This window comes from Mesorhizobium sp. RCAM 05104, from assembly GCF_059683645.1.
In genome coordinates this window covers 1,207,943-1,224,035 of the sequence record NZ_CM185033.1, presented here as the reverse complement: position 1 = coordinate 1,224,035, position 16,093 = coordinate 1,207,943, and the positions used below count along the sequence as shown (strand labels likewise).

Genomic DNA, 16,093 nt, shown 5'->3' with positions numbered 1-16,093 from the left:
TCGTGACCAATACAAAACTGTTGAAATCGACCGTGTTTGCCGCCGCTGCCCTGGGTCTGATGGCGTTTGCGTCGTCCGCATCCGCGGCCGGTGTTGGCGCCTGCCTGATCACCAAGACCGACACCAACCCCTTCTTCGTCAAGATGAAGGAAGGCGCCACGGCGAAAGCCAAGGAACTCGGCGTCGACCTCAAGACCTACGCCGGCAAGATCGACGGCGACAGCGAGAGCCAGGTGGCGGCGATCGAAAGCTGCATCGCCGACGGCGCCAAGGGTATCCTGATCACCGCATCCGACACCAAGGGCATCGTGCCTACGGTGAAGAAGGCACGTGATGCCGGTCTGCTGGTGATCGCGCTCGACACGCCGCTCGATCCGATCGACGCGGCCGATGCGACCTTCGCCACCGACAATCTTGAAGCCGGCAAGCTGATCGGCGCCTGGGCCGCCGCCACGCTCGGCGACAAGGCCAAGGACGCCAAGATCGGCTTCCTCGACCTGACCCCCTCGCAGCCGACCGTGGACGTGCTGCGCGACCAGGGCTTTATGATGGGCTACGGCATCGATGTGAAGGATCCCAACAAGATCGGCGACGAGAACGATCCGCGCATCGTCGGCCACGACGTCACCAACGGCAACGAGGAAGGCGGCCGCAAGGCGATGGAGAACCTTCTGCAGAAGGACAACACCATCAACGTCATCCACACCATCAACGAGCCAGCCGCTGTCGGCGCCTACCAGGCGCTCAAGGCCGTCGGCCTCGAAAAGCAGGTGCTGATCGTCTCGGTCGACGGCGGTTGCCCCGGCGTGAAGTCGGTTACGGAAGGCGTGATCGGCGCGACGTCGCAGCAATACCCGCTGCAGATGGCGGCCCTCGGCATCGAGGCGATCGCTGCTTTCGCCAAGGATGGAACCAAGCCGAAGCCGACCGAAGGCAAGAACTTCTTCGATACCGGCGTCAACCTGGTGACCGACAAACCGGCCAATGGCGTGAAGTCCATCGACACCAAGGAAGGCCTCGCCAAGTGCTGGGGCTGATGCCGGTCTGACCGGCAACTATAAAACCGAAGCGGTCGGGGCTTGATCCCCGGCCGCTTCGGGTGGACGATGGGTCGCGTGACCGCGAACAATCCCGGCGACAGACCGGAAAGGCGTGGACGGGCGTCGGCGTGTGGCTGACACCCCTACGGGGAGGAAACATGGCTCAAGCTCAGGAATTCGAGAAGGTTCTCTCGAGCAGCGACACAAGTGTTGCAGCTTTTGACGAGCACAAATCGGCCGTCAAGCGCATCCAGCATTTCCTGCATTCAACGCCAGCCGCGGTGCCGCTGATCGTGCTGCTTCTGGCGATCATAGTCTTCGGCATCACGATCGGAGGGCGGTTCTTTTCGTCCTACACGCTGACGCTGATCCTGCAGCAGATCGCCATCGTCGGCATCCTCGGAGCCGCGCAGACGCTGGTCATCCTGACCGCAGGCATCGACCTGTCGATTGGCGTGATCATGGTGATTTCGGCCGTGATCATGGGCAATTGCGCGGTCAGCTACGGTCTGCCGAGTGTGTTGGCCGTGGCGATCGGGCTTGCCGCCGGCGCGGCCTGCGGGCTGCTCAACGGGGTGCTGGTCGCCTACATGAAGCTGCCGCCCTTCATCGTGACGCTCGGCACCTGGAACATCGTCATGGCCACGAACTTTATCTATTCGGCCAATGAGACGATCCGCGACACCGACGTCGATACCCAGGCGCCGCTGCTGCATCTGTTCGCCCTGAGCTTCAAGATCGGCACGGCGGTGCTGACGCTCGGGGTCATTGCCACGGTCGTGCTCGTTTTGATCCTGTGGTACGTGCTCAACCACACGGCATGGGGCCGCCATGTCTACGCCGTTGGCGATGATCAGGAGGCGGCGAAGCTATCGGGCATCCAGACCAAGAAGGTGTTGATGACGGTCTACACCCTTGCCGGGCTGATCGCTGCTTTCGCTGCCTGGGTCTCCATCGGCCGCAACGGCTCGATTTCGCCGTCAGCCGCCGTCACCGACTACAATCTGCAGGCGATCACCGCGACGGTGATTGGTGGTATTTCCCTGTTCGGCGGGCGCGGCTCGATCCTGGGCACGCTGTTTGGTGCGATGATCGTCGGCGTCGTCTCCATGGGTCTCAACATGCTGGGCGCCGATCCGCAATGGAAAGTGCTGCTCACCGGTGTGCTGATCATCGGCGCCGTGGCGATCGACCAATGGATCAGAAAGGTTTCCGCATGACCCAGGAACCCATCCTTACCGCGCGCGGTCTGGTCAAGCGCTATGGCCGTGTCACCGCTCTCGACAATGCCGACTTCGACCTTTATCCGGGCGAGATCCTTGCCGTCATAGGCGACAATGGTGCCGGCAAGTCATCGCTCATCAAGGCGATTTCCGGCGCGGCCGTGCCCGACGAAGGCGAGATCCGGCTTGAAGGCAAACCCGTCGCCTTCAGATCGCCGATGGAGGCCCGCGAAGCCGGCATTGAGACGGTCTACCAGAACCTCGCACTGTCGCCGGCGCTGTCTATCGCCGACAACATGTTCCTTGGTCGCGAGATCCGCAAACCGGGTTTTCTGGGCGACTGGCTTCGCATGCTCGATCGTCCGGCGATGGAAAAGCGCGCCCGCGACAAGCTTACCGAACTGGGCCTGATGACCATTCAGAACATCAGCCAGGCGGTGGAAACGCTGTCGGGCGGCCAGCGCCAGGGCGTGGCGGTGGCGCGCGCCGCTGCCTTCGGCAGCCGTGTGGTGATCATGGACGAACCGACTGCCGCCCTTGGCGTCAAGGAAAGCCGCCGCGTGCTTGAACTGATCCTCGACGTCAAGAAGCGCGGCCTGCCGATCGTGCTCATCTCGCACAACATGCCGCATGTCTTCGAAGTGGCCGACCGCATTCACATCCACCGGCTGGGTCGTCGTCTCTGCGTCATCGATCCCAAGCAATATACGATGTCCGATGCCGTTGCCTTCATGACCGGAGCCAAGGTACCACCGGAGGCGGCACTGGCCGCCTGACGGCCAAATTGCCGCAGGGGCGCCTGGCTCCGTCGTTGCCTAAATCGATTGAACATACTGAAAGATGCGCTAGCATGGGCTGGGAGGATTGTTGAAAGCCGGTATGATCGTGGCAACAGCACGAGAGGTAGCATGACGCGCGCGATGACATCCGAAGCCCTCCCGCCACTACTCGAAAACCCCGATCCCAAGACGCTCGCCACGGAAGTCTTGATGGCCCTCAAATATCGGGTCGGCAAGGATACCACCGTCGCGACGCAGTACGACTGGCTCACCGCCTCGATCAAGGTCGTTCGCGACCGCATCGTCGATCGCTGGATGCAGGCGACGAAAGAAGCCTACGACCAGCAGGAAAAGCGCGTCTACTATCTGTCGCTTGAGTTCCTCATCGGCCGCCTGATGCGGGACGCGTTCTCCAATCTCGGCCTGATGGACAATATGCGCGACGCGCTGTCGTCGCTCGGCGTCGATCTCGATCTGATTGCTGCACTTGAGCCGGATGCGGCACTCGGCAATGGCGGCCTCGGCCGGCTCGCCGCTTGCTTCATGGAAAGCATGGCGACCGTCAACATTCCCGCGCATGGCTACGGCATCCGCTATGCCAACGGCATGTTCCGCCAGGAGATTCACGACGGCTGGCAAGTTGAACTGCCCGAGACCTGGCTCGATCACGGCAATCCCTGGGAATTCGAACGGCGCGAACGGTCGTTCGAGGTTGGTTTCGGCGGTTCGGTGGAATCGATCACCTCGAAGGACGGCCGGCTCGAGCGCCATGTCTGGAAGCCGACCGAGCATGTCCTGGCGGTCGCTTATGATACGCCTGTCGTCGGTTGGCGGGCGAACCGGGTCAACACGCTGCGACTGTGGTCGGGCATGCCGGTCGATCCGATCCTGCTCGACAAGTTCAATGCCGGCGACCATATCGGCGCGCTTGCCGAAAGCAACAAGGCCGATGCCTTGTCGCGCGTCCTCTATCCCGCCGATTCCCACAAGGCCGGACAGGAACTGCGGCTCAGGCAGGAGTACTTCTTCTCCACCGCCTCGCTGCAGGACATCCTGCAGCGCCACGTCAGCCAGTACGGCAATCTGCAGTCGCTGCCCGACAAGGCGGCGGTCCACCTCAACGACACCCATCCGGCCATCGCGGTTCCCGAACTGATGCGCCTGCTTATGGATGTCCACGGCATGGACTTCGACCAGGCCTGGAGCATCACCAAGCGCACTTTCGGCTACACCAACCATACGCTGCTGCCCGAGGCGCTGGAAAGTTGGCCGGTGCCGCTTTTCGAGCGGTTGCTGCCGCGCCATATGCAGATCGTCTACGCCATCAATGCCGAAGTGCTTTTGGAGGCGCGTGCCTCCAACCAGTTTTCGGACGAGCAGATCAGCCGCATCTCGCTGATCCAGGAAAATGGCGACCGCCGGGTGCGCATGGGCAATCTGGCTTTTGTCGGTTCGCACTCGATCAACGGTGTTTCGGCTCTTCACACCGATCTGATGAAGGAGACGGTGTTCGCCGACCTGCACAAGCTCTATCCCGATCGCATCAACAACAAGACCAACGGCATCACGCCGCGGCGCTGGCTGATCCAGTGTAACCCCGGCCTGACGGCGCTCGCCCGCGAGGCGATCGGTGACCGCTTTCTCGACGACATCGACGCCATCAAGGATCTCGATGCCTTCGCCGGCGATGCCGCCTTTCGCGACAAGTTCGCCGCCGTCAAGCGCGCCAACAAGGCGCGCCTGGCCAATCTCGTCGCCGACCGGCTCGGCATCAAGGTCGATCCCTCGGCGCTGTTCGACATCCAGATCAAGCGCATCCATGAATACAAGCGCCAGCTTCTGAACATCCTCGAGGCGATCGCGCTGTACGACCAGATCCGCTCGCACCCCGAGCGCGACTGGATGCCGCGCGTGAAATTCTTCGGCGGCAAGGCGGCGCCCAGCTACCACAACGCCAAGCTGATCATCAAACTCGCCAACGATGTCGCCAGGGTCATCAACCGCGATCCGGCCGTTCGCGGTTTGCTGAAGGTGGTGTTCGTGCCGAACTACAACGTCAGCCTGGCGGAGATCATGATGCCGGCCGCGGATCTTTCCGAGCAGATCTCGACCGCCGGGATGGAAGCGTCCGGCACCGGCAACATGAAGTTCGCGCTGAATGGCGCGTTGACCATCGGCACGCTCGACGGTGCCAATGTCGAGATCAAGGAGTGCGTCGGCGACGACAACATCTTCATCTTCGGCCTGACCACCGCCGAGGTCGCCGAGCGGCGCAACAATGGCTACAATCCGCGCTCGGTCATCGAGGCTTCACCGGAGCTGTCGCAGGCGCTTGCTGCCGTCTCGTCAGGCGTCTTCTCGCCGGATGATCCGGAACGTTACCGCGATCTCATCAACGGTCTCTACGAGAGCGACTGGTTCATGGTGGCCGCCGATTTCGACGCCTATGCCGCTGCCCAACGCGAAGTCGATGCGGTCTGGCGCAACAGCCCGGACTGGTATGCCAAGGCGATCCGCAACGTCGCGCGCGTCGGCTGGTTCTCCTCCGATCGCACGATCCGCCAATATGCGAAAGAAATCTGGAACGTGCCTGTCTGATGTGATTGCATGAGGCCACGAACAATGTGGTCCGGTGCATGTCGCCCAAAAGTGTGTAGCGGTTTTGGGACAACGACATGCACAAGAACAAAGAGATGCATGTCGCCCAAAGCGCGTAGCGGTTTTGGGGATGCACAAGAACAAGATTGGTGCCCGGGGAGGGACACTGCCTGATGAAGAAGCCGCGCGCGACCGCTGCGACAAGCGGGCCGGACGGACTGGCGCCAGCCGGCGATGTCGCGGCGATTGTTGCCGGCACGCACGGTGATCCCTTCGCGGTCCTTGGCGTCCATGAGGTCGGCAAGGGCCTGTTTGCCCGCTGCTTCGTTCCGCATGCGGAGACCGTCACCGCCTATACGCTGACCGGCACCATCGCAGGTGAACTTTCCCGGCGCGACGACCGTGGGTTCTTCGAAGGCAAGCTATCGATCCGCAAGCGTCAACCGCTGCGCTATCATGCCAGGAACGCCGGCGGCGACTGGTGGCTGACGGATCCCTATTCGTTCGGTCCGGTGCTCGGGCCGATGGACGACTACTACATCGCCGAGGGTTCGCATCTGAGGCTGTTCGACAAGCTCGGTGCGCATGTCATCGAGCACGAAGGCGCTTCGGGGGTGCATTTCGCCGTGTGGGCGCCCAATGCAAGGCGCGTCTCGGTGGTCGGCGACTTCAACGAATGGGACGGCCGCAGGCACTCGATGCGCGACCGTCGCGATACCGGCATCTGGGAGGTGTTCATTCCCGACATAGGCGCCGGCCGGCCTTACAAATACGAGATCATCGGCCCTGACGGCGTCAGGCTGCCGCTGAAAGCCGATCCGTTCGCCTTCAAGTCCGAACTGCGGCCGGCCACGGCATCGGTGACGGCGGTGCCGCCGTCGCATCCATGGGGCGACGAGGCGCATCGCAGTTACTGGCGCAACGCCGATCCTCGCCGCGAAGCGATCTCGATCTACGAGGTGCATGCCGGCTCCTGGCAGCTTCGCGACGACGGCACCTTCCTGTCGTGGGACGAACTGGCCGACCGATTGATCCCCTATGCGGTCGAGACTGGCTTCACCCACATCGAGTTCATGCCGATCTCCGAACATCCCTATGATCCGTCCTGGGGATACCAGACCACCGGCCTCTACGCGCCATCAGCTCGCTTCGGCGACCCGGATGGCTTTGCCCGCTTCGTCGACGGCGCTCACCGCGCCGGCATCGGCGTCATTCTCGACTGGGTGCCGGCGCATTTCCCGGTCGACGAGCACGGCCTGGCCCATTTCGACGGCACCGCGCTCTATGAGCATGCCGATCCGCGCCAGGGTTTTCATCCCGACTGGAACACCGCGATCTACAATTTCGGCCGGCGCGAGGTGGTTGCGTTCCTGGTCAACAACGCACTGTTCTGGGCCGAAAAATATCATGTCGACGGTTTGCGCGTCGATGCGGTCGCCTCGATGCTCTACCTCGACTATTCGCGCAAGGCCGGCGAATGGATCCCCAACGAAAAGGGCGGCCGCGAAAACCTCGAGGCGGTCAGCTTCCTGCAGAAGATGAACAAGGAGGTCTACGGCCACCATCCGGGCGTCATGACCATCGCAGAGGAATCGACCTCATGGCCGAAGGTCTCGGCACCTGTGCATGAGGGCGGGCTGGGTTTCGGCTTCAAGTGGAACATGGGCTTCATGCACGACACGCTGGAGTACTTCTCCAAGGAGCCGATCTTCCGCAAGCACCACCACAACGACCTCACCTTCGGTCTGACCTACGCCTTTTCGGAAAATTTCGTGCTGCCGCTCTCGCATGACGAGGTCGTGCACGGCAAAGGCACGCTGCTTGGCAAGATGGCCGGCGACGACTGGCAGAAATTTGCGACCTTGCGCGCCTATTACGGTTTCATGTGGGGTTACCCCGGCAAGAAGTTGCTGTTTATGGGGCAGGAGTTCGCGCAGCGCCGCGAATGGAGCGAGGCACGCGCGCTCGACTGGAATCTGCTTGATTTTCGCCCGCATCGCGGCGTCTGGCAGACGGTGCGCGATCTCAACTATCTCTACCGTTCGCGCCCGGCGCTGCATGGCCGCGATTGCGAACCGGAAGGGTTTTCCTGGCTGATCGTCGACGACAGCCAGAATTCGGTTTTTGCCTGGCTGCGCAGCGCACCGGGCGGCAGCCCGGTGGCCGTCATTTCCAACTTCACGCCGGTGCCGCGCGACAATTATCGCGTGCCGTTGCCGACGGCCGGGAAATGGCGCGAAATCATCAACACCGACGCTTCGGAATATGGTGGTTCCGGCAAGGGCAATGGCGGCATGGTCGAGGCACGGGCGGAGGGAGGAAGCATCTCTGCGACGATGCTTTTGCCACCGCTGTCGACGATCATGCTCGAGCTCGTTGCCGAGACTGAGTAACTTGGGAGGGTAGAAATGGCAGACTTGAAACGGACCCAGCCGCTGGCGCGCGATGCCATGGCCTATGTACTGGCCGGCGGCCGTGGCAGCCGCCTCAAGGAGCTGACAGACCGGCGCGCCAAGCCAGCCGTCTATTTCGGCGGCAAGACGCGCATCATCGACTTCGCGCTCTCCAATGCGCTCAACTCCGGCATCCGGCGCCTTGGCGTTGCCACCCAGTACAAGGCGCATTCGCTGATCCGCCATCTGCAGCGTGGCTGGAACTTCCTGCGGCCCGAGCGAAACGAGAGCTTCGACATCCTGCCGGCCAGCCAGCGCGTTTCGGAGACGCAGTGGTACGAGGGCACGGCCGACGCCGTCTATCAGAACATCGACATCATCGAGGCCTATGGACCCGAATACATGGTCATCCTCGCCGGCGACCACATCTACAAGATGGACTACGAGATGATGCTTCGCCAGCACGTCGACGCCAATGCCGACGTCACCGTCGGCTGCCTCGAAGTGCCGCGCATGGAAGCCACCGGCTTTGGCGTCATGCATGTCGATGGCAAGGACAACATCATCGCCTTCGTCGAAAAGCCCGCCGATCCGCCCGGCATTCCCGACAAACCGGAATTCGCCCTGGCCTCGATGGGCATCTATGTGTTCAAGACCAAGTTCCTGATGGAGCAGCTGCGCCGCGATGCGGCCGAGCCAGGCTCGAGCCGCGATTTCGGCAAGGACATCATTCCCTATATCGTCCAGCACGGTAAGGCGATCGCGCACCGCTTCGCCAAATCCTGCGTCCGCTCGACCGCCGAGAACGAGGCTTACTGGCGCGATGTTGGAACGGTCGATGCCTATTGGGAAGCCAATATCGACTTGACCGACATCACGCCGGAACTCGACCTCTATGACCGCGACTGGCCGATCTGGACCTATGCCGAATTGAAACCGCCGGCGAAGTTCGTGCATGACGAGGATGGCCGCCGCGGCTCGGCGGTCTCTTCGCTTGTCTCGGGCGACTGCATCGTCTCGGGCGCCTCGCTGAAGAGGAGCCTGATCTTTACCGGCGCGCGCATCAATTCCTATTCGACGCTGGAAGAAGTCGTCATGCTGCCCGACGTTCATGTCGGCCGGAACGCAAAGTTGAAGCGCGTGGTCATCGACCATGGTGTTAGGATACCGGAAGGGCTGGTGGTGGGCGAAGATCCCGCTCTCGACGCCAAGCGTTTTCGGGTCTCCGAGAAAGGCATCTGCCTGGTCACCCAGGACATGATCGACAAGCTGGGGCTATAGGACTGACAGGATCGGATTGTAGGCGCATGCAGGTTCTGTCGGTTACGCCCGAGATTTTCCCGCTGATCAAGACCGGTGGGCTTGCCGACGTGACCGGCGCGTTGCCTGTCGCACTGGCAGCCAAGGGCGTGACAATGCGCACGCTCATCCCGGGCTTTCCCACCGTGATGGCCGCCTTCAAGAAAAAGCGGGCGGTCCTGCAATATCCCCTGCTGCAGGGCGGCAAGGCTTCCGTTCATGCCGTCCAGCTTGCCGGGCTTGACCTGTTCGTGCTCGACGCGCCGCATCTGTTCGACCGCCCCGGTGGTCCCTATGGCGATGCCAGCGGTGGTGACTGGCCCGACAACTGGCGGCGCTTCGCGGCGCTGAGCCAGGTGGGCGGTGACATCGCCGGTGGCGCCATTTCGGGCTATCAGCCCGACATCGTCCATGCCCATGACTGGCAGTCGGCGATGACCCTTGCCTATATGCGCTACGGCAAGGCGATCGGCGTCCCGTCAATGATGACCGTCCACAACCTCGCCTTCCAGGGCCAGTTCGGCGCCAGCATCTTTGGCGAGCTTGGCTTGCCGGCGGTTGCAATGGCGCTCGACGGCGTCGAATATTACGGTGGCGTCGGGTTCCTCAAGGCCGGCCTGCAGGCCGCCTGGGCGATCACCACGGTCAGCCCAACCTACGCGCAGGAAATCCGCTTGCCGGAATTCGGCATGGGTCTCGACGGCCTCATCAACATGCGCTCCAGCGATCTCTATGGCATCGTCAACGGCATCGATACCGCCATCTGGAACCCGGAAACCGACAAGCATCTGGTGTCGAACTACACGGCCAGGACGCTGAAGGCGCGCGCGTCAAACAGGGTCGCCGTCGAGGACCGTTTCAGCCTCGATCGCGACGACAGCCCTATCGTCTGCGTCGTCAGCCGCCTGACCTGGCAAAAGGGAATGGACATACTGGCGCTGGTGATCGATGGCATCGTTGCGACCGGCGCGCGCCTGGCCATCCTGGGTTCGGGCGATGCTGGCCTCGAAGGCGCGCTGCTTGCCGCCGCCGCCAGACACCGTGGCCGCATCGGGGTCGTCGTCGGCTACGACGAGGCGCTTTCGCACATCATGCAAGGCGGCTGCGACGCCATCGTCATTCCCTCGCGCTTCGAGCCCTGCGGGCTGACGCAGCTTTACGGCTTGCGCTATGGCTGCGTGCCGGTGGTTGCCCGTACCGGCGGCCTGGCGGATACCATCATCGACGCCAACGAGGCTGCCGTCTCGGCCGGCGTCGCGACCGGCTTCCAGTTCGCGCCCAACAATGGCGGCGCCTTGCTGCACGCCATGCGCCGCCTCGTTGACGCACATGCCAGTCCGGCGGTCTGGGAATCGTTGCAACGCCAGGGCATGAAGGCCGATGTGTCGTGGGACAAGAGCGCGGAAAAATATGTTGAACTCTATCGCTCGCTGCTTTTGAAAAGGGTTGCCTGAAGCATGATACGGACCGTTCCCACCAAGCCTTATTCCGATCAGAAGCCCGGTACTTCGGGCCTGCGCAAGAAGGTGCCGGTGTTCCAGCAGGAGCACTATGCCGAGAACTTCATCCAGTCGATCTTCGACGCGCTGGACGGCTTCAAGGGCAAGACCCTGGTGATCGGCGGCGATGGCCGCTTCTATAACCGCGAGGTCATCCAGAAGGCGATCGCCATGGCCGCCGCAAACGGCTTCGGCAAGGTGATGGTCGGGCAGGGCGGCATATTGTCAACGCCGGCTGCCTCGCATGTCATTCGCAAATACAAGACCTTCGGCGGCATCATCCTGTCGGCCAGCCACAATCCGGGCGGCCCGCATGAGGATTTCGGCATCAAGTACAATGCTGGCAATGGCGGCCCGGCGCCGGAAAAGCTGACCGACGCGATGTTCGAAAAAACCAAGACGATTTCGAGCTTCAAGACCGCCGACATCGAGCCGATCGACATCGACACGATAGGCACGGTCAAGGCCGCCGGCATGACGGTCGAGGTCATCGATCCCGTCGCCGACTACGCCGAGCTGATGGAAAGCCTGTTCGACTTCGAGGCACTGCGCAAACTTTTCAAATCGGGCTTCCGCATGCGCTTCGATGCCATGCACGCGGTGACCGGCCCCTATGCCAAGGAGATCTTGGAAAACCGGCTTGGCGCGCCCAACGGGACCTGCCGCAATTTCAAGCCGCTGCCGGATTTCGGCGGCCATCACCCGGATCCGAATCTCGTCCATGCCAAGCACCTCTATGACGAGATGATGGGACCGGACGCGCCGGATTTCGGCGCTGCTTCCGATGGCGACGGCGACCGCAACCTGATCATCGGCAAGGGCATTTTCGTCACCCCGTCGGATTCGGTCGCCATGCTTGCCGCCAACGCCCGCCTGGCGCCCGGCTACAAGGACGGCCTGAAGGGCATCGCCCGCTCGATGCCGACCAGCGGCGCCGCTGACCGCGTCGCCCACAAGCTCGGCATCGGCATCTATGAAACGCCGACCGGCTGGAAGTTCTTCGGCAATCTGCTCGATGCCGGCATGGCGACGATCTGCGGCGAGGAGAGTGCCGGAACCGGGTCCAACCATGTCCGTGAAAAGGACGGCCTGTGGGCGGTGCTTTTGTGGCTCAACATCCTAGCCGCGCGCGGCGAAAGCTGCAAGCAGATCGTCACCGAGCACTGGGCGACCTATGGCCGCAACTACTATTCGCGCCACGACTACGAGGAGGTCGAGAGCGATCGTGCCAACGCACTGGTCGACGAACTGCGCGCCAAGCTCGGCTCGTTGCCAGGCACCAGTGTGCGCGGCATGACAATCGCCAGCGCCGACGACTTCGCCTATCACGACCCGGTCGACGGTTCGACCAGCGAGCACCAGGGCATCAGGGTTCTGTTCGAGGGCGGTTCGCGTGTCGTCTTCCGGCTATCGGGCACCGGCACGTCGGGCGCGACGCTGCGCGTCTATATCGAGCGCTACGAGCCGGACAAGTCGAGGCATGATCTCGACACGCAGGCCGCACTTGCCGATCTGATTGTCGCGGCCGATGATATTGCCGGGATCTCGCAGCCATACCGGCCGCGCCAAGCCGAGCGTCATCACCTGATGCCACCGAGAACTGCGGCCAATCAGCGGCGGCGATTTGGCGGACTTGTTTCGGACGGTGGCATCCGCTTCGCCGCGTGGTCGCAAGCGGCAAGGCGGCTGTGGGTCTCGATCTTCGACGAGCAGGGCAGTCAGGAAATCGAACGGCTTGAGCTGCAGCCAGAAGGCGAGGGCGTCCATGCGCTGTTCGTTGCTGGCCTTGGCCCCGGCACCCGCTACGGATTTCGCTCCGACGGCGACTATGCGCCGGAGCGCGGACTGTGGTTCGACCCCGACAAATTGCTGACCGATCCCTACGCCATCGAGATCGACAGGCCTTACGCCCATGATTGGCGGCTGGCCCACCGCCGGGGCGAAGGGGTCGATACCGCTCCTCTGATGCCGAAGGCGATTGCCGGGGCCTTGCCGAAACCCGTGCAGGCGTCGCTGCCGCTCTTCCAGGCCGGCGGCCTGATCTACGAAGTGCCGGTGCGTGCCTTCACCATGCGCCACCCCGACGTTCCGGAAAAGCTGCGCGGGACGGTTGCTGCCCTGGCTCATCCGGCGGTTATCGAACACCTGAAAAAGCTCGGCGTAGGCGCCGTCGAACTGATGCCGGTGACGGCGTCGATCGACGAGCGGCATCTGCCACCGCTCGGACTGCGCAACGCCTGGGGCTACAATCCCGTCACCTTCATGGCGCTCGATCCACGTCTTGCGCCGGGTGGCATCATGGAATTGCGAAACACGGTCGCCGTGCTGCGTGAAGCCGGCATCGGCGTCATCCTCGATCTCGTCTTCAACCACACCGGCGAGAGCGACAGGCTTGGCCCGACGCTAGTCGCTGCGCGGCTTCGACAATCAGGCCTATTACCGGCGTACATCAGACGGCGGGCTGGCCAACGACACCGGCACCGGCAATACGGTTGCTTGCGACCACCCTGTCGTTCAGGAAATGATCATCGACGCGCTTCGCCATTTTGTTCGTGATGCCGGCGTCGATGGCTTCCGTTTCGACCTGGCACCCATTCTGGGGCGGGTGGAGGGAACATTCGATACCGAGGCGCCATTGTTGAAAGCGATGCGCCAGGACGCGCTGCTGGCCGACCGCGTGTTGATCGCCGAGCCCTGGGACATCGGTCCCGATGGCTATCAACTCGGCAATTTCCCGCCGCCCTTCCTCGAATGGAACGACAAGTACCGCGACGAAATCAGGCGCTTCTGGCGCGGCGACGCCGGCATGGTCGGCGCATTGGCGACACGGCTTGCCGGGTCGTCCGATGTGTTTGCCAAGGCAGGCCAACACACCAGCCGCAGCGTCAATTTCATCGCCGCCCATGATGGCATGACGCTGGCCGACACCGTGCGTTACGAGCGCAAGCACAACGAGGCCAATGGCGAGCAGAACCGCGATGGTCACAATGAGAACCTGTCATGGAACAATGGCGTGGAGGGCGGCACGGACGACCCGGCCGTATCGGCGGCCCGCCTGAACGATCACCACGCGCTGCTTGCGACGTTGTTTGCCTCGCGCGGCACCATCATGCTGACCGCCGGTGACGAATTCGGCCGCACCCAGCACGGCAACAACAACGCCTATGCGCAGGACAATGAGATCACCTGGCTCGACTGGGCCGCGCGCGACCAGGCCCTTGAGCGCTACACGTCACTGCTCGCGGCGTTGCGGCGCGCGGTGCCCGCGCTTTTCGACACACGCTTCCTAACCGGCCAGCCGCCGGCAGGTTCAGGGACGCCAGACGTCGCATGGCTGACCGAGACGGGCGCGCCGCTCGACGAACAGAGCTGGCAGGACCCGCAGAGGCATCGTCTGGTCATGATCCTGGGTGGCACCGCCGATGACGCGCGCTGCCTTGCGGTGGTCATCAACGGCGATCGCCGGGCCTGCATGTTCACGCTGCCCGGGCGCGAAGGGTTTTTCTGGGCACCAGCCCTCGAAACAGGCGAGGCGGTTGACATCTCGCGGCCGGTATCGGGGCGGACGGTGATCTTCATGATCGAACGAGCAGCCGTACAGGCTGGCTCGAGGGAGAGACGCAATGGCGGCAGGTGACAGGTCCGAATGGTGGCGTGGCTGCGTCATCTACCAGATCTATCCGCGCTCCTTCCAGGATACGACCGGCGACGGCAGTGGCGATCTGCGCGGCGTCACATCAAGGCTGGCTCATGTCGCCTCGCTTGGCGTCGACGCCATCTGGCTGTCGCCCTTCTTCAAATCACCGATGGCCGACATGGGCTACGACGTGTCGGATTACTGCGATGTCGATCCAATGTTCGGCACATTGGAGGACTTCGACGCGATGATCGCCGAGGCGCACCGCCTCGGCCTGAAGATCATCATCGACCAGGTGCTGTCGCATTCATCCGACAAGCACGAGTGGTTTGTCGAAAGCCGCGCCAGCCGCGACAATCCCAAGGCCGACTGGTATGTCTGGGCCGATACGAAGCCGGATGGCGGTGCCCCCAACAACTGGCTTTCCGTCTTCGGTGGCCCGGCCTGGGAGTGGGACTCGACCCGCCGGCAATATTACATGCACAATTTTCTCGCCTCTCAGCCGGATTTGAATTTACACAATCCGGAGGTTCGGGACGCGCTTCTGAAAACGGTGCGCTTCTGGCTGGAGCGCGGCGTCGACGGCTTCCGCCTCGATACGGTCAACTACTATGTCCACGACCTCTGGCTGCGCAGCAATCCGCCCTTGGCGTCGAGCGTCGCCGGCACCAACAACGAGACCAACACCTACCTCTACCAGGAGCATCTGTTCGACAAGACGCAGCCGGAGAACCTGACGTTCCTTCGGCGCTTCCGGGCGCTGCTCGATGAGTACGAGGACCGTGCCGCCGTCGGTGAGATCGGCGATGAAGGCCGCTCATTGCAGACGCTCGCCGCCTACACGTCCGGCGGCGACAAGCTCCATATGTGCTACACGTTCGATCTGCTTGGCCCACAGTTCTCCGCGGCGCATGTGCGTGGCTGCGTCGAAGCCTTCGAGGCGGCCGTTTCCGATGGCTGGGTCTGCTGGGCATTCTCCAACCACGACGTGGTGCGCCATGTCAGCCGTTGGACAAGGCCAGACAGCGACCCCGACGCGGTCGCAAGATTCTCGATCATGCTGCTGTGCTGCCTGCGCGGATCGATCTGTCTTTACGAGGGCGAGGAACTCGGCCTGGAGGAGGCGGAACTCGCCTTCGAGGACTTGCGCGATCCCGTCGGCATCCGCTTCTGGCCAGGTGTCAAGGGCAGGGATGGTTGCCGCACGCCGATGGTCTGGGAAGCCGGCGCCGACAATGCGGGGTTCTCTACCGGCAAGCCATGGCTGCCGGTACCGGCCAGCCATCGCGCCCGTGCGGTCGACGTCCAGAATGCCGACATCGCCTCGGTGCTCACGTTTTATCGGGCCGCGCTGGCTTTGCGCCGAGAGCATGAGGCATTGATAACAGGCTCGATCCGCTTTCTCGACGCGGAGGGGGACGTGCTCGCCTTCATCCGCGAAGGTGGCGGTGAAAGACTGCTTTGCGTCTTCAATTTCGCCGGGGTGCCTGCCAATTGGCCGTTGCCGCGGGATATCGGGTCCGCAGCGAGGCTTGGCGGCGATGCCGTTGTCGTCGAGGAAGCCGGGTTGTCGTTGCCCGCGCTCGGCTGCTTTCTTGGCCGACTTGACTGATCTGGCGTCTCGG

At 62.9% G+C, this 16,093-nt stretch carries 8 protein-coding genes and 2 pseudogenes; all 10 read left to right on the top strand.

The window, feature by feature from the left end:
* The first annotated feature begins 59 nt into the window (after positions 1-59).
* The 10 genes and pseudogenes from AC56QP_RS06375 to bglA all read left to right on the top strand — a co-directional run bounded on the left by AC56QP_RS06375 (position 60) and on the right by bglA (position 16,080).
* Positions 60-1,037 (top strand): sugar ABC transporter substrate-binding protein, encoded by a 978-nt coding sequence (locus AC56QP_RS06375; RefSeq protein WP_489863671.1) that lies wholly within the window; start codon positions 60-62, stop codon positions 1,035-1,037.
* Positions 1,038-1,198: 161 nt separating this feature from the next.
* The gene (locus tag AC56QP_RS06370) at positions 1,199-2,260 is read left to right on the top strand and encodes an ABC transporter permease (protein WP_256749463.1); all 1,062 of its coding nucleotides are present in this window, start codon (positions 1,199-1,201) and stop codon (positions 2,258-2,260) included.
* Positions 2,257-3,039 (top strand): ATP-binding cassette domain-containing protein, encoded by a 783-nt coding sequence (locus AC56QP_RS06365; protein ID WP_091585956.1) that lies wholly within the window; start codon positions 2,257-2,259, stop codon positions 3,037-3,039. The genes AC56QP_RS06370 and AC56QP_RS06365 overlap by 4 nt, the downstream gene beginning before the upstream one ends.
* Positions 3,040-3,171: 132 nt before the next feature.
* Entirely contained in the window at positions 3,172-5,640 is a 2,469-nt protein-coding gene (locus AC56QP_RS06360) for a glycogen/starch/alpha-glucan phosphorylase (protein WP_489860469.1), read from the top strand.
* Positions 5,641-5,813: 173 nt separating this feature from the next.
* Positions 5,814-8,033: a 1,4-alpha-glucan branching protein GlgB gene (glgB, locus tag AC56QP_RS06355; protein ID WP_489860470.1), complete on the top strand. Its 2,220-nt coding sequence runs from the start codon at positions 5,814-5,816 to the stop codon at positions 8,031-8,033.
* Positions 8,034-8,048: 15 nt separating this feature from the next.
* On the top strand, positions 8,049-9,314 hold the full coding sequence (gene glgC, locus AC56QP_RS06350) for a glucose-1-phosphate adenylyltransferase (protein ID WP_091585919.1): 1,266 nt from the start codon (positions 8,049-8,051) through the stop codon (positions 9,312-9,314).
* Between the two features lie 26 nt (positions 9,315-9,340).
* On the top strand, positions 9,341-10,786 hold the full coding sequence (gene glgA, locus AC56QP_RS06345) for a glycogen synthase GlgA (RefSeq protein WP_489860471.1): 1,446 nt from the start codon (positions 9,341-9,343) through the stop codon (positions 10,784-10,786).
* A 3-nt stretch (positions 10,787-10,789) separates the two neighbouring features.
* Positions 10,790-12,419: pseudogene (locus AC56QP_RS06340) on the top strand (alpha-D-glucose phosphate-specific phosphoglucomutase).
* Positions 12,419-14,468 (top strand): annotated as a pseudogene (gene glgX / locus AC56QP_RS06335) (glycogen debranching protein GlgX). Before AC56QP_RS06340 ends, glgX begins: the two co-directional pseudogenes overlap by 1 nt.
* Positions 14,455-16,080 carry a beta-galactosidase BglA gene (bglA, locus tag AC56QP_RS06330; protein WP_489860474.1) on the top strand — a complete coding sequence of 542 codons (1,626 nt, stop codon included), beginning with the start codon at positions 14,455-14,457 and terminating at the stop codon, positions 16,078-16,080. The pseudogene glgX and the gene bglA overlap by 14 nt, the downstream one beginning before the upstream one ends.
* Positions 16,081-16,093 lie beyond the last annotated feature (13 nt).